Annotated in this window: 16 protein-coding genes; 7 read left to right on the forward strand and 9 right to left on the reverse strand. The window is 33.7% G+C overall.

Translation table 11 applies throughout. The features are described from left to right. Positions 1–2 precede the first annotated feature (2 nt). From LO744_RS10965 to LO744_RS10985, 5 genes are all read left to right on the forward strand, one after another. Positions 3–2,321 carry an outer membrane beta-barrel family protein gene (locus LO744_RS10965; RefSeq protein WP_230669302.1) on the forward strand — a complete coding sequence of 773 codons (2,319 nt, stop codon included), beginning with the start codon at positions 3–5 and terminating at the stop codon, positions 2,319–2,321. 277 nt (positions 2,322–2,598) lie between these two features. Next, positions 2,599–4,935 (forward strand): TonB-dependent receptor, encoded by a 2,337-nt coding sequence (locus LO744_RS10970; RefSeq protein WP_230669303.1) that lies wholly within the window; start codon positions 2,599–2,601, stop codon positions 4,933–4,935. A 107-nt stretch (positions 4,936–5,042) separates the two neighbouring features. Beyond that, entirely contained in the window at positions 5,043–5,852 is an 810-nt protein-coding gene (locus tag LO744_RS10975; protein WP_230669304.1) for a DUF4249 domain-containing protein, read from the forward strand. Positions 5,853–6,026: 174 nt separating this feature from the next. Beyond that, the gene (locus tag LO744_RS10980) at positions 6,027–8,180 is read left to right on the forward strand and encodes an outer membrane beta-barrel protein (RefSeq protein WP_230669305.1); all 2,154 of its coding nucleotides are present in this window, start codon (positions 6,027–6,029) and stop codon (positions 8,178–8,180) included. Between the two features lie 165 nt (positions 8,181–8,345). After that, positions 8,346–8,633 carry a hypothetical protein gene (locus tag LO744_RS10985; RefSeq protein ID WP_230669306.1) on the forward strand — a complete coding sequence of 96 codons (288 nt, stop codon included), beginning with the start codon at positions 8,346–8,348 and terminating at the stop codon, positions 8,631–8,633. 54 nt (positions 8,634–8,687) lie between these two features. Here LO744_RS10985 and LO744_RS10990 read toward each other — a convergent pair whose 3' ends face one another. Genes LO744_RS10990 through LO744_RS11015 form a run of 6 tightly spaced genes read right to left on the reverse strand, consistent with a single transcriptional unit; the run spans position 8,688 to position 15,963 of the window. Next, entirely contained in the window at positions 8,688–9,059 is a 372-nt protein-coding gene (locus tag LO744_RS10990) for a response regulator (protein ID WP_230669307.1), read from the reverse strand. Between the two features lie 33 nt (positions 9,060–9,092). Then, entirely contained in the window at positions 9,093–9,665 is a 573-nt protein-coding gene (locus LO744_RS10995) for a chemotaxis protein CheB (protein WP_230669308.1), read from the reverse strand. A 9-nt stretch (positions 9,666–9,674) separates the two neighbouring features. Continuing rightward, positions 9,675–10,505: a CheR family methyltransferase gene (locus LO744_RS11000; protein WP_230669309.1), complete on the reverse strand. Its 831-nt coding sequence runs from the start codon at positions 10,503–10,505 to the stop codon at positions 9,675–9,677. Next, complete coding sequence (locus LO744_RS11005) at positions 10,506–10,850, reverse strand: response regulator (RefSeq protein ID WP_317207250.1); 345 nt, start codon at positions 10,848–10,850, stop codon at positions 10,506–10,508. It abuts the gene before it with no gap. Positions 10,851–10,874: 24 nt separating this feature from the next. Continuing rightward, the gene (locus LO744_RS11010; protein ID WP_230669311.1) at positions 10,875–14,483 is read right to left on the reverse strand and encodes a response regulator; all 3,609 of its coding nucleotides are present in this window, start codon (positions 14,481–14,483) and stop codon (positions 10,875–10,877) included. A 4-nt stretch (positions 14,484–14,487) separates the two neighbouring features. Continuing rightward, positions 14,488–15,963: a hybrid sensor histidine kinase/response regulator gene (locus LO744_RS11015; protein WP_230669312.1), complete on the reverse strand. Its 1,476-nt coding sequence runs from the start codon at positions 15,961–15,963 to the stop codon at positions 14,488–14,490. Positions 15,964–16,375: 412 nt separating this feature from the next. Between LO744_RS11015 and LO744_RS11020 the strand changes: the two genes are divergently transcribed. Further along, a complete protein-coding gene (locus LO744_RS11020) occupies positions 16,376–16,966 on the forward strand; it encodes a hypothetical protein (protein ID WP_230669313.1) in 591 nt (196 codons plus the stop codon). Between the two features lie 404 nt (positions 16,967–17,370). Beyond that, positions 17,371–17,571: a lmo0937 family membrane protein gene (locus tag LO744_RS11025; protein WP_230669314.1), complete on the forward strand. Its 201-nt coding sequence runs from the start codon at positions 17,371–17,373 to the stop codon at positions 17,569–17,571. Here the strand turns inward: LO744_RS11025 and LO744_RS11030 are convergent. The 3 genes from LO744_RS11030 to LO744_RS11040 form a co-directional block, all read right to left on the reverse strand. Further along, positions 17,518–18,870: an IS5 family transposase gene (locus tag LO744_RS11030; protein WP_230669315.1), complete on the reverse strand. Its 1,353-nt coding sequence runs from the start codon at positions 18,868–18,870 to the stop codon at positions 17,518–17,520. The genes LO744_RS11025 and LO744_RS11030 overlap by 54 nt on opposite strands. Before the next feature lie 302 nt (positions 18,871–19,172). After that, positions 19,173–20,906 carry a sensor histidine kinase gene (locus LO744_RS11035; protein WP_230669316.1) on the reverse strand — a complete coding sequence of 578 codons (1,734 nt, stop codon included), beginning with the start codon at positions 20,904–20,906 and terminating at the stop codon, positions 19,173–19,175. Next, on the reverse strand, positions 20,906–22,030 hold the full coding sequence (locus LO744_RS11040; protein WP_230669317.1) for a sensor protein KdpD: 1,125 nt from the start codon (positions 22,028–22,030) through the stop codon (positions 20,906–20,908). The genes LO744_RS11035 and LO744_RS11040 overlap by 1 nt, the downstream gene beginning before the upstream one ends. Positions 22,031–22,048 lie beyond the last annotated feature (18 nt).

The raw sequence follows: 22,048 nt of genomic DNA on the forward strand, positions 1-22,048 counted from the left end.
GAATGACTAAATATCAAATCTTTTTACTCTTTATTTTCAATGTTGTATTTTTTTCAGCTCAACAAAAATTTACTATTAATGGTACTGTTTCCAACCGTAATAACAACAGTTCACCAGTAGAAATCTATCTGTATAACAGCGAAAATAAGCTGGTAAAAACTACAGTAACCCGAGAATCAAAATTTGAGTTTAACGATTTAATATCAAACACCTATTATCTTCAGATTTCTTCTGGGGAAACAGAACAAAAAGAAAAACCATTCTTACTAAACCGTAATGAAAGTTTCAATATCGTCTATCAACCTAAAATAAATGAAATTGAGGGAGTAACTATCAATCGGGAGAAGAAAAAATTCAGTGTAGAAAACGGAAATATCACATTAGATATTGCAGATTCACCTTTAAATAAAGTAGCTAGTTCTTCAGAATTATTGGCTAAATTACCTTTTGTCACCCTTGATGCAAATGGTGAAGGTCTTTCTATGGTTGGGAAAGGTACTCCTTTGTTGTATGTTGATAATCAACGGATAGATTTTTCTACTCTGGCAGGAATTTCAGTGGAAGATATAAAATCGGTTGAAATCATTAGAAATCCATCTGTGAAGTATGAAGCTGAAGGCAAAGCAGTCATCAAAATCAATTTGAAAAAGAGTAAAAAAGATGGCTCTAAACTTTCATTATCTGAAACAGCGACTTTTCAAAAACGATTCAGCAATTATTTTAATGCAAATTTTCAGCAGAAAAAAAACAAAACAGAGTGGAAAATCAATGCAGCCTACAACGCCATTCAACATTGGGAAAGCAATGGCTACAATTATGCGGTACCCAGCCAAAACATTTCGTCAGATTATACTATCCTTTCTCTTACCAATCGCCCGCAAACTATTTTCGGAGCAAGTTTGTATCAGGAATTAAACGATGATGGAGATTATCTTACTTTGACTTTCAACAGTAATTTCCGTCCGGATAAAGGAGATAACAATACCAATACAAAATATTCTGAAAACGGAATTTCTAAAAACATCTTGACGTTAAATCATCAAGATAGCAAAAGAGCATCTATCAATTCAATTTTTAATTATAATAAGAAATTAGCTGATTGGGATGCTAATATTTTTACTGGATTTCAATACACACGAGAAAGCCGAAATGTAGATTATGAGTTTTTGAATAATATTGATGGTTCAGGATATGAATTCAATCAATTTCGAAGACAAATGTATGCCGGTGATGTTTATTCGGGAAGAATTGATTTTGAAAAAAAACTCAATGAAAATTACAAATTAGAACTTGGCACAAGTTTTACAAAAGCAGAAACAATTACCGATAATATCACAGATTTTGCAGCTTTAAAAGCTCCCGAATTTTTTAATTATCTTTTTAAAGAAAATAATAGCGGGTCATACATTAATTTTGGAGCTGAAAAAGATAAATGGAACTTTAAAGCCGGAATTCGTATGGAAACTACTTCCGCAAAAGGATTTGATAATATTTTGAAAGACACTACCCTATCTCGAAATGCCCTCGACTGGTTTCCCAATGCAGAAATTTCGTTTCAACAAAATAAAGAATATGTTTACACCTTAAATTTCAGAAAAACAATCTCAAGACCTGGTTATGGCAATCTTTCTTCAGGAGGATTATACGGAAGTCCTTATATAGAATACGTTGGAAATCCCAATTTAATCCCGACATACACCAATACATTATCTTTTAATACAAGCTTAAAAAAATGGTCGGTAAATGCATCGGTTTACACAAGCAAAAACCCGATGGGATATACTTTGGTTTATGATGATGCAAAAAACATTTCAAAATTTACACTTATCAATTTTGACAAAGAGATGGGAGCAAGCATCGGTGTAGATTTCCCTTTTGAATGGAAAATATGGTCTTCACAAAACAGTATGTCTGTAAATTATGACAAGACAGAAGACAGTTTAGCTTTAATGAAAAAGTCCAATCCCTACTTATATTTCTACACCAACAATACTTTAAAAATTACTAAAACTTTTTCTCTATTAATGGATGGCTCTTACATCAGCAAGCGTACTCAAGGCTTGTACGAAAACAATGCAATTTGTGCCGTTAATTTTGGTATCACCAAATCTCTATCTGATTTTGATTTTACCTTCAGATACAACGATGTTTTTAAGCAGCTGAATTATGTCCAGACCATGACCTATGATAAAATTATTTCTACAGGAAATTTTTATGGAAATACACCCACCGTATCCTTTGCCGTAAAATATAATTTTGGAAGGCTTGAAAAATCGAGCTATAAAGAAAATAATGTTAATGAAACTTCTGGGAGGTTGTAAGAACATTTGCTTTTTTTAGTACAAGAGAAGTTCACCCCTGTCAATGTTTTAAACCTTGACAGGATTTTTTATATAGATTATGAAATGTAAACTATTTCTAAATTTATTATAGATAACCCTAATTTAATTATTTTTTAATATTAGCTTGCAATAAACAATCTACATCACCGTTGTTTAGGCAGATTTAAAGTTTTTATTTCTCAGTGTTTTGAAGAATAAGTATTTTATTTTTCTTTAATAAACTCTTTATTTTAATTAAAAAAATAAACTAAAAAAATTGATACAGAAAACATCATTAAGGGCTGCAACCACTATCGCTGCAGTCTGCTTTAGTACTGTAGTTTTTGCGCAGCAGAAATACTCGATAAGCGGTACGGTAAAGGATAAAAAAAATGGAGAATTGCTCCTCGGAGTTGCCGTAAAAGTTGCCGAAGACCCTACTATTTCAGTTGTGGCTAATGAGTACGGATTTTACTCGCTCTCACTTCCCAAAGGTTCTTATACTTTGGTTGTTTCAAGCCCGGGTTTTAAAGATTTTCAGCAGATTATTAATGTTGAAGATAATATTAAACAAAATATTGAGTTGAATCAGGAAGATGAGGAAAGAACAGCCAAAATTGATGAAGTCATTATTTCTGGTGTTAAAAAAGATAAAAATCTTTCTTCAGCACAAATGGGAACTGAAACATTAAGCATTAAAAACATTGAAAAACTTCCCGTTTTATTTGGTGAAAAAGATGTGATGAAAACGATTCAGCTTTTGCCGGGGATTAAAAGCAGCGGTGAAGGAAGCAGTGGTTTCAGTGTAAGAGGTGGCGCCACAGACCAGAATTTGATTTTATTGGATGAAGCTCCTGTTTATAATGCATCGCATTTACTAGGATTTTTCAGTACCTTCAACAGTGATGCGCTGAAAGATGTGAGCATCATCAAAGGAAACAGTCCGGCTCAATATGGAGGTCGTTTGTCTTCTGTTTTGGATGTAAAAATGAAAGACGGAAACAACAAAGATTATAATGTTAATGGCGGAATTGGTTTAATAAGCAGTCGATTAAGTGTAGAAGGTCCGATTCAAAAGGAAAAGTCATCATTCATTGTTTCGGGAAGACGAACCTATGCTGATGTTTTTCTGAAAGCAACCGATGATTTCAAAGACAGTAAATTGTATTTTTATGATTTAAACTTAAAAGCCAATTATCAAATCAATGACAATAACCGATTATATTTATCAGGATATTTTGGAAGAGATGTTTTAGGTTTAGGTGATACTTTTTCTACAGATTGGGGAAATACTACCGCTACTCTACGTTGGAACAGTATTATCAATAGTAAATTGTTCTCCAACACGTCATTCATCTACAGCAACTACAATTATAATGTAAGTTTAAGCAGTAACAATAATACTTTCGGATTAGATTCTGAAATTGAAGACTGGAATTTGAAGCAGGATTTCACATGGTTTGCAGGAAATAAGCATTCAGTAAAATTTGGTTTGCAGTCTATTTACCATACCATTACACCAAGCAGTGCTTCTGGAACAAGTGTGAGTAGCTTTCCTAGAAACCCGAGATATTCTTGGGAAAATGCAGTTTACATTAATGATGATTTTAAAGCAACTGAAAAATTAACGATTAATTACGGAGCAAGATTGGCGATGTTCTCTGTTTTAGGAGGTGATACTTTTAATACGTATGAAAATGGAGTTTTGACCGATTCTGAATTTTTAGAAAAAGGAAAATTTGGCAAAACTTATATCAATCTTGAGCCGAGAATTACGGCAAATTACAGAATTAATCAGGTAAGCAGCGTGAAAGGAGGATATTCCAGAAACACTCAGAATCTTCATTTATTGAGCAACAGCGGAAGCGGAAATCCTACCGACCAATGGATTGGGAGCAGCTATACCGTAAAACCTGAAATTGCCGACCAGATAAGCGCAGGCTACAGCCGAAATTTCAACAATAATAATTATGAGTTGAATGCTGAGATTTACTACAAATCAATGCAAAACCAAATCGACTTTAAAAACGGAGCGCAAATTAGTTTTGATACTGCTGCAGATGTAGAAAGCGAATTGCTATTCGGGAAAGGAAGAGCCTATGGTTTAGAATTAATTGCCAAAAAGAAAAATGGAAAACTAACCGGCTGGATTTCTTATACTTTGTCTAAAACTGAAAGAAAAATAAACGGTATCAACGATAACGAATGGTATGATGCAAGACAAGACAAAACGCATGATCTTTCTATTGTGGCAACATATCAACTGAATCCGAAATGGTCTTTTTCAGGATTATTCCTTTACAGCACCGGAAATGCAGTAACTTTCCCAACCGGAAAATATGAACTGAACGGGCAAACTGTTTTCCAATACAGCAAAAGAAATGCCGACAGAATGCCCGCTTATCATAGAATGGATTTGAGTGCAACCTATGAACCTAGCTCTAACAAACGCTTTAAAGGTTCTTGGTCATTCGGAATTTACAATGTCTATGGAAGACAAAATGCGTACACAATAACTTTTGAAGACAACCCGGATAATCCGGGAACTACGAGAGCAATGCAGACTTCGCTATTCCGTTGGGTTCCTAATATTACGTACAATTTCAAATTTTAATACATGCTAAAAATCTCATGTACTTAATAAAATATTTTAGTTTTTTTAATTTTAGTCTCAACTAATTTCTAAAATATAAAATCTAATTTCTAACTTCTATTTAATTTATGAAAAATATATTTTTAATCATATTATCCCTGTTTTTGGTAACGTCTTGTGAGAAGGAAATCGACCTCGATTTGGATGATCAAAGCGGAAGTATTGTCATAGAAGGCAATGTAACCGATCAGGCGGGTCCGTATTACGTGAAAATCACAAAATCGGTTGCTTTCACCCAAGCCAATCAATATCCGGCTATAGAAAATGCTCAGGTTGTTTTAAGCGACAATACCGGACAAACCGAAACCTTGTTATATATTGGAAACGGAAAATACCAGACATCAACTTTCGTTGGACAATCTGGAAGAACTTATACGTTAAAAATTCAGGCAGAGGGCAAAGAATACACTTCAACAAGCATAATGCCTGCAGCGGTTTCTTTTGACGGTTTAGACCAAGATTCTTTTATGGTGGGTGGTGAAACCAGTTACACTCTTTTACCGGTTTTCACCGATCCTCAAGCTTTAGGCGACCGTTATCTTTTTGTATACTCAGTTAACAACAATCCTAAACAGTTTTTTTCTGAGTTTTCTGATAATGTTAACAACGGAATGCTTAACCAAAGACCATTAATTTTACCCAACGACGATGGCGATAAACCAGACGATATAAAAGTTGTGGTAGGCGACACCATTCATGTAGAAATGCAGTGTATTGATGATAAAGTGTACACATTCTACTCAGCATTGCTTCAGCTTTCGGGAGGTGGCGCTGGCGGTGGTGTTACCCCAAGTAACCCACCAAGTAATATTAGCAATGGCGCTTTAGGATACTTTTCGGCACATACCGTGAGGAAAAAAAGTATCGTTATTCAATAAAAAAACGAGAAAAATATAAATAAAAGCTATTTCATTAATTTGAAATAGCTTTTTTATTGTATTGATTTATAGAGCATTTATATCACTAAAAAATACGTTAACAATAATTAACACAATTTAAATGTAACAAATATTCCCATTTCGGTGTCTTATAATTAAAATATGTAACTTTTAATGAAAAAAATATTAGCACCCATTGCTTTATTAATAGGAACTCTGGCTTTTTCACAAGCTGCTAAAGATACCATAGAATCAAAAGTAAACGAAATAGAAGAAGTAACTTTTGTTGCAAGAAAGCCTACTGTAGAATCTAAAGTTGACCGTACTGTTTTTAACGTTGCCAACAGCTCTATTCTTGCAGGAAATACGACTTGGGATGTTCTGAGAATGACCCCTTTGGTAAGTATTGATAACAACGACGCATTGAAAGCAGAAGGCGAATCTGTTACTGTTTACATCAACGATAGAAAATCTGTTTTTACAGGGAAAGAATTAAAAGAATATTTGCAGACAATGCCTGCAGATAATCTGATGAAAATAGAGGTTATTACAAGCCCGTCTTCAAGGTATGAAGCTTCAGGATCGGTTATAAATATTGTTTTGAAAAAGCGTGATGATGAAGGTCTGAAAGGAAGCGTAACATTCAACAACAGACAAAACACTCAAAATTCTCAGTACACCAATCTTAATCTTAATTATCATAAGAAAAATTTCACACAAACCCTTGTAGGAAGTTATAGCGACAATACTTGGGTGCAAAGAAACTCATTTTTGAATACATTTTATGAAAATAATGTCGTTACTGAGGGATCTACGAATAATATCTACAAAGGGAAAAACCCTTCTATATCTTCAACTTCAGAATATGAGTTGAATGACAAAAATACGATAGGCCTTATTTTAGAAGCCTATCAAGGTAAAAGAAGTAATAATTCAGACGCATTAGGAACTCGTTTTGAGAATAATATATTAGATTATTCTTATGATCAAAATCAAAACTCATCAACCTTAAATCGTACTTTTGGGACCAATTTTTTCTACAAATATTATGATAAAGAAAAAAACAGAATTTTAGATATCAATTTAGGAACAAACTACGACGGAGAAGATGATAACAGTTATTTTATCAAAAATAAAGTATCCTCAACTAAAACTGAGATTCAGGAAACTAGACTGCTTTCTGATGTTGAAAACCGAAATTATTACATCAAAGTTGATTACACTCAGCCTATAGGGAAATCAGGAGGTAATTTTGAAATTGGAGGTAAGATGGATTTTAATAATAATGTCATTCCCAATCAACTTTACGCAAATCAATTGAAAGGATTAAGTACAGGAGACACCTTCCATTATCAGGATAATATCAACTCTGTTTATGCCAATTATTCTAAAACGTTCTTCAAAAAATTAGAAACAAGAATTGGTTTACGTTATGAGCATATTGATTACAAATTCCGTCAGGATGTAGCAGGAACATCACGAGATGAATCTTACGGGAAATTGTTACCCAATATTTTACTTAAATATTCTTTTTCAGACAAATATGATCTGAGTTTAACGTATAATAAAAACCTTTGGAGACCATGGTATGCAGAATTTAACCCTTTTATGCAGCCTACCAGTGATGGGTTTTATAGCCGTGGAAATATGGAGCTCAACCCCAACCCAAGTGACAGGTTTTACATGAAATTCGGGTTTTTGAAAAAGTATTTTCTTTCGGCAAGATATACTTTCACAGATCAAGATTATTGGACCAAAGATGTTATCGAAGGCGACAAAATTATTTCAGAGCCAGCCAATTTTGTAGGAAAAGTTCATAAATACAATCTTTATGCAAACACCAATCAGTCTTTCCTTAAAAATAAATTAAACGTCAATTTAAGCTTCGGATGGAACTATCTAGACAATAGCGATTTTAACACAAAAAATGACTTAAACTCTGACAACAATTATATAAGTTATTGGGCAGGTTCTACCAACTTAACGTATACCAATCTTTTTAATAAAAATATTAATTTGAGCGCTTGGGTAGAAGTTTCTAATCAGAATAACGGAAACTCTGTTGCGAATAAAACCAATGTTTTTCATAATATTTCGGCAACAAAAATTTTCCCAAAAACTCAATTAGAGTTTAGCTTACAGCTGATGAATATTTTCGCAAGACCTACGTTTGATTCTACAACATTTAGTCCGACCGGAAGTCGGAGAAATTCAACAAGATCAGACTGGTATGGAGCTTCGTTTTCTATTGTAAAGCGATTTGGAAACCAGAAAGTAAAAGAAAATACCAAAACCGATGTTGAGAAAAACAGCGGTGGCGGAAAATAAAGAGTAGTTTTTTTATCATTGGAACGGATAGTGAGTAATTCATTGTCCGTTTTTTTGTCTTAATTTAAAAATACAATTGCAAAGAATGCTTTTTTTTATAATTATTAAAATTTTAACACCTCAATGGCATAAATATTATTAGTAATTATAGTAAATACTGAAAGAATGGAAAAAAGGTTACTAAATAATTACTTGGCTCTATGTGTGAAACAGCAGCTAGGTTTGAATGTAGATCTCACCGATCAATATGATTTTGCAGAAAATTTGGTATCGAAAAAAAGTATTATTGCGCCTACCTTTACAGATAAAGTTTTGTCTAATAATCAGCTTAAAATATTTTTATCTTCATTGATTACCGAATTAAACTACGAAAAGTGCAGCGCAGATGATATAAAAGAACGCCTGGAAAATCTTAAAAAATCTCATCTTGAAGAAATTAAAAAGGTTGTATAAACACTAAATCCCATCAGAAAAACTGATGGGATTTTTATTTTTAAAGAAATTATTTTAAACTTTTTCTACTAAATACTTGGCTACTTTATCTTCTAAATCTTCAAGATTAAAAGGTTTTGCGACATAATCATCAGCCTGAGCTTCTTTCGCCAATGCCACGATATCGTTATTTGCCGTCACATAAATGACCGGAATCGATTGAAACTCCTCATGATTCTTTAAAAGTTTGGTAGCTTCTACTCCACCAATTCTGGGAATCCAGTTATCCATGAGAATTACATCGGGTTTAAACAGAGAAACCTTTTCGATAATATCATGAGATGTTTCTGAAATTTCGACCAGATAACCATTTTCTTCAAAAATGATTGCGATCACTTCCAGAATTGTTTTATCATCATCAAAAATCAAAATTTTCTTCTTACTCATATTCTTATATTTAACTTTAATTTGTTTAATTTTTTATAACTGATTGATATAATCTGCCAGATTATCGGGTCTTATAAGCAAATCATACTTTACGCCTTCCACAGCATGTTTGGGCATATAATTTACTTCTGCCGTTTCCGGGTTTTGAATCCAGACTTTGCCATTATTTTTTTTAATGTAAGACAATCCTTCTACTCCGTCTGCATTGGCTCCAGATAGCAAAATTCCTACCAAAGTTTTACCATAAATTTCTGCTGCAGATTTAAAAGTAACATCTATTGACGGCCGAGAGTAATTCATCTTTTCAGAACTGTCTAGAGACATCATTTTTTTGTTTTCAAATAAAAGATGATAATCTGCTGGGACGATATAAATTTTATTTTTTTTAATATCTGTTTTATCATCAATCTCTACTACTTCTGTTGAAATAAACTGTTGAAGTAAAGTCTGCAAGATATTGGTTGACTGCGCTTTTCTGTGCAATACCAATATAATCGGAAAGTTTAAATTTTCATTTAAATTTTTAATCATTTCTAAAATTACCTGCAGACTTCCTGCGGATCCGCCGATTAAAACCAATTCGGTATTTGAGCTTTCAGTATGCATGGTAAAATATTAGTTATGATCTATTTTTTTCCAGATTCTCTGGTCATCAACCTGATGAAAATTTTTGTCTAATTTAGAAAATCTAATGGTTTCTTTTCCTCCTAAAGCCAAAAAGCCTAAATTTTCTAAACTGTTATCAAAAAGTTTGAAAACCCTTTCCTGCAAACCACGATCAAAATAAATAAGAACGTTTCTGCAGATAATCAGTTGAAAGCTGTTAAATGAACTGTCTGAAACCAAATTATGTGTCGATAAAATAAGCTTCTCCTGCAGGCTTTTATCAAATTTTGCACTGTCGTAATTCGCAGTGTAATAATCTGAAAAATCTTTTTTTCCACCCGATAACCTATAGTTTTCAGAATATAGTTTCATTTGCTGTAATGGGAAAACTCCTGCTCTTGCCGTCTCTAAAACCGAAGGATTCAGATCTGTTCCATAGATTAAAGACTTATGATACAAATTGGCTTCTTTCAATAAAATAGCTATAGAATATGCTTCTTCACCTGTAGAGCAACCTGCCACCCAAATTCTGATTAAAGGATAAGTTCCCAATTGGGGTAATATTTTTTCTCTTAACCCTTTGAAAAAATAAGGATCTCTGAACATTTCGGTTACATTCACTGTTACTTCTTCTACAAAACGCTTCAAGTATTCAGGCTCATTGATGAGGGTGTAACGTAACTCGGCAAAGCTCGTAAATCTGTCTATAAGGCAGATACGGTTTATTCTTCGTTTAAAAGAGGCTCTGCTGTACTCAGAAAAATCATATCCGTACAGTTCGTAGACATCTTTAATAAGATATTCTACCTCTTCATCTTTTACAATACTTGGTTCGAGCATTTAAGAAAGTTTTTCGAGAGCTGTTAATAATAAATCAACGTTTATAGGCTTTGATACATAATCCCGTGCTCCTGCATCCAGACATTTCTGGCGATCTTCAGGCATTGCCTGTGCAGTAACTGCGATAATATAGACATCAGCAATCTCCGGTGTATTTCGGATAATTTTTATGGCTTCATAACCATCCATTTCGGGCATCATCATATCCATTAAAACTACAGAAATATCTTTATCACTTTTAAGCATATCAATAGCTTCTAAAGCCATTGTAGAGCTTTCGATTTGATATCCTCTTGCTTTCAGGGTCAGTTTGAGAGCAAATATATTGCGTGGATCATCGTCCACTATTAAAATCTTCTTATTCATCATTTAAATTTCATACAACCATACTCTTAGCAGGGACAATAACTGATCGATATCTACCGGTTTTGAAATATAATCTGAAGCTCCTGCATCGATACATTTCTGGCGGTCTCCTATCATCGCTTTTGCAGTAATGGCAATAATTGGAAGCTTCGCAAATTTCGGCATTTTTCTGATTTCCTGAATGGTCTCATACCCATCCATTTCGGGCATCATCATATCCATTAAGATAACATCAATATCAGGATTTTGCTTAATTTGTTCCAAAGCATGCTTTCCATCCATTGCAACAATAGCTTCCACTTTATATTTTTCTAAAGATTTGGTTAAAGAGAAAATATTTCGGGCATCATCATCGGTAATCAGAATCTTTTTACCACTCAAAACTTCTGTTAATGAGCCTAACGTTTTCGTTCTAACATTTTCCAAAGAATTATTTTTCTCTTCCACTAAATGTAAAAATAAACCTACTTCATCTAAAATTCTTTGATAAGAATGCGCAGTTTTCACCACGATAGAGTCTGCATATTGCTTAATTTTCAACTCCTCAGATTGAGACAGGTTTCTTTCTGTAAAAATAATAATCGGAAGATTTTCAAGACCTTCATAGCTTTTTATAGATTCGATTACCTGATATTCATTACCACGAGAATCGCCAATGTCTAAAATCACACAATCGGTTTGGTTAGAAGTTAATGCTTTCACAACATTTTCCACATTATTCTCAATAGATAAAGAGATATTAAAATTGCTTAAGAAATAAGACAAAGCACTCGCATGTTTGGCATTTTCTTCCACAATCAATACTTTCTGTGGAGATTTTCTAATGGCTTCTTCAATTTTTTTAAAAACATCTGCCATCTGATCTAAAGCCATGGGTTTATTAATAAAATCAATCGCCCCTTTCATCAAACTTTCTTTCTTTACATGAAGCACAGACATCATGTGCACCGGAATATGTTTTGTTTCAGGCGTTGATTTTAATTCATCCATCACCTTCCATCCGTCTTTTACGGGAAGCTGTACATCGAGTAAAATTGCTTGTGGATGATATTGTTTTGCCGCAGCTAAAGCGTAATCTCCTCTTACGACAACAACGCCTTTATAATCCTGTATTCTTGCATATTTTAATAAAGCTTTTGCGAAGTTGATATCATCTTCAATAATCAAAATCACTTTATCATCTTCGCTGATATTATCTCTGTCATCTTCTACATTTTCAGGGATTTCAAGAACAATATTTTCATAATATTCCGTTTCACCATCATCCAGAATATTCTGAATTTCTTCTACGTCTTCACGAATGATATCTACTAATTGCTGATCGGTTTCATATTTTGTGATTTCAGCAATCGGTTTGATTGGAATGATTAAATTAAACTCACTTCCTTCATTTACCTTGCTTCTTACACTAAGTTCTCCGCCTAATAATCTTGCAATTTCTCGGCTTATTGATAATCCTAAACCTGTTCCTCCAAACTGTCTGCGTGTAGAACCGTCTGCTTGTTGAAAGGCTTCAAAAATAATTTGCTGTTTATCTTCTGCAATTCCGATTCCGGTGTCTTTTACTGAGAAAATGACGAAATCTTTATTTTTAGGGTCTTTTTTAATATTTAAATTAATACTTCCCTTTTTTGTAAACTTCAATGCATTCGAAAGAAGATTTCTTAATACCTGATCGACACGTAAACGGTCTGTTTCAATCGTTTTTTCAACCTCCTGATCAATTTCGATATTAAATTGAAGTTTTTTATCTAGAAATACGGGATTAAAGAGGTTTTTCAAATCTTTTACAACTTCAGAAATTTCAACATCATGATATTCTAAAGTCATTTTCCCGGATTCTATTTTCGCTAAATCTAAAATTTCGTCAATCAATGTCAAAAGACTGCTTCCTGAACTTTGAATTACTTTTGCTGATTCTACCTGATCTTCATTCAGATTTTCTTCAGGATTTTCTGCCATCAGTCGGGAAAGAAGAAGGATAGAATTCAAAGGTGTACGCAACTCATGAGACATGTTTGCTAAAAACTCAGATTTATACTTTGTGCTTAAAGCCAGTTCTTCAACCTTTTTCTGAATTTCGTTATTTCTTTCGGCAATCAGATGATTTTTATCTTCCAATAGTCTGGAACGTTCCTCCAATTCAGCGTTTGCCTGCATCAGTTCTTCCTGCTGTACTCTCAATTCTTCCTCTGAAGCCTGAAGTTTTTGAGTTTGAGCCTCTAGTTCTGTATTTAGATTTTCTAATTCAGAATGTTGTACTTGTAATTCCTCAGACTGAGCTTGTGTTTCTTCCAACAACTGCTGTTCTTTTTCGCGCCCTTTTGCTGCGTTGAGCGCTATTCCTATATTTCGAGTTCCTTCTACAAAGAAATCTACTTTATCCTCCTCAAAATTAGTAATCGACGCCAATTCTAAAACACCTATGCTGTTGCCATCAGAAAATATAGGAATCAACAATAAAGCATTTACTTTCAGCTTGCTGCTTGCAAAGCTTACTACAAAATCATCTTCTTTAAGATCGTTATAGACTTTAGGTTTTTCGTTAACGAAAGCTTGACCAATCATTCCTTCACCGGGCTCAAAACTTTTTTTCATACCGCTTTCTAAGCCAAAAGCTGAATTTAGTCTTAAAATTCCTTCATCAAAAACGTATAAAGATCCGTTGATGCATTTTCCATATTCGATAATTTGATTCAGAGATTTTTCTGACACTTCTTTTACCGATTTATTTCCTACTAAAGATTCGTTTAATAATGCTAAACCTTTCTGTTTCCAATCACTTTTATTAATGGTTTCGAAAGCTATTTTCAAAGAATCTGTCATGTGATTAAGAGAGCCTACCAAATCTCCCAAGTCGTCTTGCGAGTTATCTACTACTTTTTGACTGTAATCACCATTGGCTACTCGGTTTGCAATTTGCTGAATAGCAGTTACCCTTCTTGATATTTGCGCATCTTTATCTCTTAAATCTTTTTCAAGCTTTTCTCTACGCACAAGATCTGACCTAAGTTTTAAGTAGAAAAACACCGTCACTACAATTGCTGAAAGTGCTGAAAATATGATGAATAAAACCGTTGTATTCGATGAACGGTTGAGGTCTTTATTTTTTATTTCGAGCTGAGCTTCTTCATACTGTACAAAGTCTTTTACCACTTGACGGCATTTGTCCATATACACCTTACTCTCTAAAATCTGCTGTTGAGTCATCACAATACCTTTGCGTCTGTTTTCAACATAAAATTTCAGATTGTTGATGCTTTTTTCAACATTTTCCTCTAAAATATTTAAACGCTTTTCCTGCGCTTTATCTGATACATCTAAACGTTTTGCAAGCGCTATAGCATTAGAATATTCATTTAAACTACGGTTATAAGGTTCAAGAAAACTCTCTCTTCCGGTAAGTTGATAGCCTCTGCTTCCGGTTTCGGCATCCAAAAGAGCTACTAAAACATCTTTTACAGCAGTTGCCGAACGTCTGCTTTTCCCAACGCTTTCACGATGATCCATTTGGTTCTGAATACTCAGATATGAAGCAATTGAGCTTGCAATTAATATCAATAATGAAAAACCGACCCCAAACTGCAGATTTCTTAGTATTTTTTTCGGCATAAAATTAATTTAATGGTAATGTGAAATAAAATGTAGAACCTTCGTCTAAAACACTCGAAACTCCTATATTTCCGTGATGCTGTTTGATAATCTCCGAGCAGATGTAAAGACCAATTCCCATTCCCTGAAACTGAAGTGAAGATTCTTCGACACGGTAAAATTTGTGAAAAACAGCTTCCTGCTTAAAATCTGGAATACCAATTCCAAAATCGGTAATACTCACCTTTACTTCCTGCTCTTCTTCGTCAACAAATGTGGTAACGATTACCTGATGATTCTCCGGAGAATATTTGATGGCATTGGTTAAAAAATTAATCAAAACCTGCTCAATACGAATGGCATCTAAAGGAATAAGAATATCCGGAATATAACCATGGCGATCAATTTTCACTCTTTTTTCGTCGTGAGTCTGAAGAATGGTCTCGATTGCATTTTGTATTAGCTGATCAAGATTGGTAGGTTTTTTATTGATTTTAAGTTTTCCGTTTTCGATTTTAGAAACATCCAGCAAATCTGAGATAAGTGTATTGAGTTTTTCGATCTGATCCTGAACTTTCACCATAAATCCAGCTTCTGCGCTTTCTTTATTTAATTTTAATTTTCGGTCTAAAAGCTGAACGTAAGCCTTAATACTCGTTAAAGGAGTTTTCAACTCATGACTTGCAATACTCAAAAATTCGTCTTTTTCTTTCTCTACTTTTTTCTGATCATTGATATCGGTAAAAGTTCCTACCCAGTTTTTGACTGCATTCTCTTCACGCACCGGAGTAACACGAAGGAGATGATATCTAAATTCCCCTGATTTTATATTTTTTATTCTGATTTCTAATTCGAGTGCTTTTCCTTTCTTTTTGCAACGGGCAAATTCTTCTAAAATACAGAAGTCATCGGGATGAGTTTCGGGAAAAATAGTGTCGGAATGAGAGTATTCGTACCATTTTCCATTCACAAAATCCACAGTTCCTTGTTCGTTAAGCGTAAATGCAATTTGTGGTAAAGACTCCAGCATGAGATGGAAGTGATCAATTTGAGACTTCATGGTAACTTGAGATTCGCGTCGACCTTTTACTTCAAGCTCCAGACTCTGCTGTGTTTTTTTCATCGCAATATTCTGCTCTTGAAAGTTGTAAAATGTTTTTACTTTTAAGAGTAGAATTTCAGAATCTACAGGTTTTGTAACGTAATCTTTTCCCCCAGAAGCGTACCCTTTTGTAATAAATCTTTTCTCTGTATTAACAGCTGACAAGAAAATAATCGGAATATCTTTGGTTCTGCTGTATCCGGCAAGAGTTTCGGCAACTTCAAACCCATCCATTTCCGGCATTTGCACATCCAAAATAATTAAGGCATAATCATTTTTTAATGCTTTTCCCAATGCTTCGGGACCCGAATCTGCGGTATCTACCTGAAAATCTTTGGATTTTAATAGTTTTTTTAATGAAAAAAGATTGTTTTGGTTGTCATCGACGATTAAGATCATATCTAAGGTAAAAGCAATTATTTATTATATTCTTCTGAATCAAAAATACTTACAATTATCCGATAAACAGTTATTTATAAACCATTTTTATCATATTCTACATTATCAATAATTTATTCTAAATAATTAACAGAAAATATTTCAAATATGATAAATTTGACTGCTGATTATTTAAGAGAAAATTAGCTTAGTTTGAAAAAAACAATGATTATAAAAATAATCCCTCCTTCAGTTCCAAAATAATAATCTTCTAAAACAGAATATCTTACCCAGTAAATATCTTTTCATTATTCTCCTGATTTTGTTTATCTTGTCCGTTAAAATTTGGATATTTTTTTGTTTTAAACTTACCATCGATGATGTAAATTTTTGTTCAAAAAAAACAATCCGATCATAAACTTTTACCAAAACCATGAAAAACACATTGCTGATATTTTTAGTTTTCACTTCATTGAATGTCTATGCGCAACAACAGAACAACACAGAACATTTTACGGTACGCGTAAGAGAAGAATTAGGCGACCTGAACAGAGACGGACTGCAGGATAAGGTTGTTTTAACAATGGATACTGTTGATGCACAGCAACCACTAAAACTACAGATTTTTTTACTGCAATCGAACCGAAAGCTCAGATTAGAATTTTCTTCGAAAGAGATTTTCAACCCTCAATATCCTAATGGAAAATATGGGGGCGATCAAGTTCCGAGTGTACTTATTGAAAATGGAAATCTTATTCTTTATTGTGAAATAAAAGATGTAAAAGAGTACTATACATTCCGTTATCAGAATGGAAAATTTGAATTAATTCAGATTACCAAAATCATTTGGGATGGCAAAGACACGACAACTGAAACAAAATTTGACCTCGTAAAGGGAGAAAAAACTGAAATTAGCAAGCAATTAGGTACAGAAAAAGCTAAAAAGAAAAAGCCTACAAAAATTACTCTGAAAGCTTTACCTACATTACAAAATTTTAGAAACCCCGAGAATCGATTGGAATAAAAAAGGCTAAAAAATTAAGATTTAAACGATATAGAATTATGAGCTATAGTACTTTATGATTAGTAATATAATAATCTTATTCGATTGAAAAAAAATAAAAGTTTAGATACCACACAATCTATGCATGGCATATTAGTTGATATTTATGAAATATACCAGTATCAACTATATTATTATGATATTAAATTGCCTGCATTATGTGGGCAATTTTCTTTTTTTCAGTCACGACAATTAAAGATAAACGTCTTTATATTTTAAAATCACAAAAAAACATACCACTTTACAGAATTTAAGCAACTGTAAACCAGCTGTAAACTAAAATGATTAAAATGTAAAATAAAGCTCAAAGCCAATTAAGGCACAGAAAATGCATATATCTACGTACCAACCAAAAATTTATTATTATGAGAAGTATATTATGGCTTGTTGCAGTAATCTGCATCGTAATTTGGCTACTAGGAATGCTCGGAGTAATTCCAGGAATGGACACTGGAAGTTTAATTCACGTTCTTTTAGTTATTGCAATAATTGTAGTACTAATTAGTCATTCCTTAAAAAGCCACTATTTTAGTTTCAACAAAAATAGTGGCTTTGTTTTTTGTTGAAAAGTTGAATATTATTTGAAAGCAAAAAATAATTTGGGCTTTGATGTGATTTAATCGAAGCTTTAAGTTGTATCCTATCCCCGCTAAAATAGCATTATGGATATCTCCTATTACTCCTTTTAGAAAGTTTAAACCTAAAGAATGGTTTCTTTTTAAATGAGAGATACAAGGCTCAATGGCTGCTCTCGCTCGGAATCTTTTTCTGGCAACTTCTTGACCATATTTGGTGCTTGCTTTTTTATTTTGTGGAATTAAAATTTCGGTTCCCTCTATTTCTTTTACTCCTCGAAAACCACGATCTGTACTCGCTATTTCAGGTCTTGTTCCGCCAATTAATTCTCGAACCCTTTGGCTTTGGGCTAGAGATTCTTCTAAAGTTTTGCTGTCATGTGGATTCCCTGAAAATCTTTTTATGGAAGTGATAACACCCGTTTTTCTTCCTCTCACAACCGCTACTTTTGACCCAAATTCATAAGCCTTCCCCGATTTCCCTTTTGCGATACACGAAGTTTGGGGCTCGTGCAAACTGTAAATCTTATCTTTCGTAGTTCGCTCTTGGGTCAAAACTTTTTGATACTTTTCAAACTCCAGTTTGTAGTTTTCTAAAATAGTTTCCGGTAATTTTCTCTCCAATTCACGAAGTAGTCTTTTTCCCAAAGTCCGAAGCTTTTTCCGTGACATCAATGCTTTCTTTTTTCGTCGCGGATGATGACCAAAATACGCATCTCTCAGCAATTGTTTGCTCACTCTTTTGTAGGTTTGCCTCTGGGGAATACCTTCTTTTTTAGCTATTTTCACGCAATTGTCAATCACTTTTTTTGCCAGTTTTGCATCCGTGGGAAAAGTGATGTTTTTCTCCTGAACCGTCGTGTCTATTTGAACTTCTTTTTCAAATTTTGCTCTCGGATGAAGCTTTACGCTTTGACTCAACAAATATTCCAGACCTCTTTCTCCTATCCTTTTTCTGAAATGAACGAACTGGCTTGGATCAAATGGTTGTGCGGTTTGAAAAAAGGTTTCTCCCGTGAAATATTGCCAATAGGCGTTCTCTATCCATCTTTCCACAACGGATTCATCGCTTTCTTTAAAGAGTTCTTTCAAAAGTAATAAACCGGCAATTTTACGAATGGCAACAGAAGGTCTTCCGTGGGTTGAAAAGAATTTTTCAAACTCCTGTTCCAAATGATCCCAATCAAGCTCATGTGCTAATTGCACAAGTGGATGCTCCATATTAATGAGTTCCGTGAGTCTGGTTTTAAATAAATTCTGTTGTAAATCTTGTTTTATTTTGCCTAACATATTGCCGCTTTCTATACTCTAAAATACAACTTTTTGGCGATTTAGAAGATAGAGTTTATGTGTTTTGTTTAACTAAAACACTGAAATACAATAAATTAAATACATTTTAAGGTATGACTAATTAATGTTATTTCTGGACGTAAACCACTCAACTAAAGAGTAATTTAAAAGATAAAAGAAGCTGAAAATAGTATTTTCAGCTTCTTTTTATTTTGGCTAAACTGGTTGTTTTTTTGCCACGAATGCACGAATATTTTTTCAAATTCTACTTAATGATATTCGTGGCTTACTAAATGTATATTTTATGAATTAAGTTGTAAAATGATACTAAAAGTACTACCCTTTTCTATCTCACTTTCTACAGCAATACTTCCGCTCTGCGCTTCAATAAACTCTTTACTAATACTGAGCCCTAAACCTGTTCCTTCAGCTTTGGTACCGGGAACTCTGAAATATCTTGTGAAAATATGTTTTAGATATTGCTCTTCAATACCCATCCCTTCATCTTTTACAGAAAATTTCACTTGGTCAACATCAATCTTTTCTACTTTTATGATGACATTTGAGCTCTCGAAAGAGTAACGAATTGCATTAGAAACAATATTATTGAGTACCCACAATGTTTTTTCTTGGTCAGCACTCATTATATTTAATCTAGAATCGATATCTGTAATCATCGAGATTTGCTTTTTATCTGCTGCCGATTTATTGGTTTTAATAACCTCTTCAAGCATTGCACCTATCTGAAACGGACGAATATTCAATTGGCTTACTCCTGTTTCTAATTGAGCAATATTTAGTAGTTCAGAAGTTATTTTAAGCAATCTAAGAGCGTCTTCATCAATTCCTTTAACGAGTTTTTGCTGTTCTTCATTCAGACTACCAATTTTTTCATTTTCTAAGAGCTGCAATCCCATTTGTATTGAGGAAATAGGAGTTTTAAATTCATGAGAAACCGTACCTATAAAACGGGTTTTAGCCAAATCAAGCTCTTTAAAAGGTGTAATATTTCGAAGCATAATTACCTGACCAATAAAACGACTGTCATTTTCACCGGTAGGAATTACATTGATATCTAAAATTTCTTTTTCAAAATAATTTTCTTTGCCTTCTACAAAGATTTTTAATAATTCTGAAGGATTTTTCTCTGTATTCGGATCAATGATTTCCTTAATAAGGTCACGTACCAAATCATTACTCACTGCGACATCCTGAATAAGCTTACCTACAAAGTTTTCCTTTTTAAGACCTGAAACTTTTAAAGCTTCATCATTCACAAAAAGAACTTTTCTGTTTTCGTCAATCCCAATTACCGCATCATGCATATTGTCAATAAGTGTTTCGATGCGCTTTTTTCCTTTTAAAATTTTATCGATTCTGCTTTCAGAATATTCATGAAGTTTTTCGGCCATTGTATTAAAAGATTTCGCCAATTCGCCAAACTCACTGTTGCTCTCAAACTGCACGCGTTGTCTGTAATTTTGATTGGCAATTTGATGAATACTAGAAGTTAATTCACGAATCGGGTTTGAAATATTGGCGGGAAGATTGACCATCAGAATAAAAGCAATCAAAAAACATAACGTTCCGGCGATAGAGATAACGGCAATTGCATTTTGTGCTGTTCTATTGGCAATTCCGCTTTTAATTTGGATGGCGTTCATATTGAGCTGCATCAATTCGGCAATATCTTTTCGAATAGCTGAATGTAAAGCTAAATTCTCTTTATCATTTTTTAAATCTGAAAAATGACTGAATATATTTTTTGTTGCTTCTTTTTCACCATCTTCTGTAATATTCTTTCGCTGCAAATCAAGATTCTTCTGAAATTCGGCTATTGCAAAAGGCTCCGTACCTATTTCTTCAAGCGACAGCAGCATATTTCGGGAATACTGCAAGGTGTTATAGTTATCCGTAAGAATATTCTGTGTATCTTTTTTAAGCTGATAAATAAACCATCCACCCAAAACAGACAGTACAATTATCATAAAAAACAGCAGACCAACCCCTGCATTAAGTTTTGTTTTTATTTTCATTATGACAAAATTACTAAATCTACGTTCTGTTTTGAAAGTCTTTTGAGCAAGGAATTGAAAGTGTCTGTTGCCAGAATTATTCTCCAGATATCCAGATGTGGTTTGCCAATACATACGGTGGTAATCTTACGTTCTTCACATTGTTCCATAATTGTCATTGCAATATTTTCACTTTGAACTTTGATGATTTCTGCACCCAATTCTGTAGCTAATCTGAAGTTATTGATGAGATGTCTTTGTTTATTCAATGCAATTCTGTCTGCCGACTCACGAGGAACCTGTACATATAACAAAAACCACTGACTGTTATAGTAACTTGCCAACCTTGCCGTTTTTCTGATTACATTTTTAGCCGTTGTTTCGTTTGAGCTGATGCAGGCAAGAAATCTTTCTTTTTTTAAAGTCTTTCCGGTTATAATTTCGGTTTCCACTTTTCTGGTCACCTGCGACGCTACTTCTTTCAATGCTAACTCACGAAGCTGAAGAATATTTTCATTTTTAAAAAAATTACTCAGCGCAGAAGAGATTTTACTTTGGTCGTAAATTTTCCCTTCTTTTAGTCGGGTAATCAATTCATCAGCGGTAAGGTCAATATTCACAACCTCATCAGCAGAAGCCAAAACAGTGTCTGGAATTCTTTCTGTGACTTCTATTCCTGTGACAGTTTTCACCTCATCATTGAGGCTTTCCAAATGCTGAATATTCACTGCGCTGATGACATTAATTCCGGCATCTAAAATCTCAAAAACATCCTGCCATCTTTTTTTATTTTTGCTACCTTCAATATTAGTATGCGCCAACTCATCGATAATCACAATTTCTGGACGGAGAACAATAATCGCAGGAACATCAAGTTCATCAAGCTCTTTGCCTTTGTAAAATAATTTTCTTCTGGGAATAATAGGCAAACCTTCCAATAAATCGTGCGTTTCTTTACGATTATGCGTTTCCACATATCCTATTTTCACATCAATTCCGTTTTGAAGAAGTACATGAGCTTCCTGCAGCATTCTGTAGGTTTTTCCTACGCCTGCACTCATCCCGATGTAAATTTTCAGTTTACCGCGTTTTGAACTGTTAATCAGGTGAAGAAATTCTTCTGCAGATTTTCGTGATTCATTCATTGGTTTAATTTATAAATC

This window comes from Chryseobacterium turcicum (assembly GCF_021010565.1).
Lineage (GTDB): Bacteria > Bacteroidota > Bacteroidia > Flavobacteriales > Weeksellaceae > Chryseobacterium > Chryseobacterium turcicum.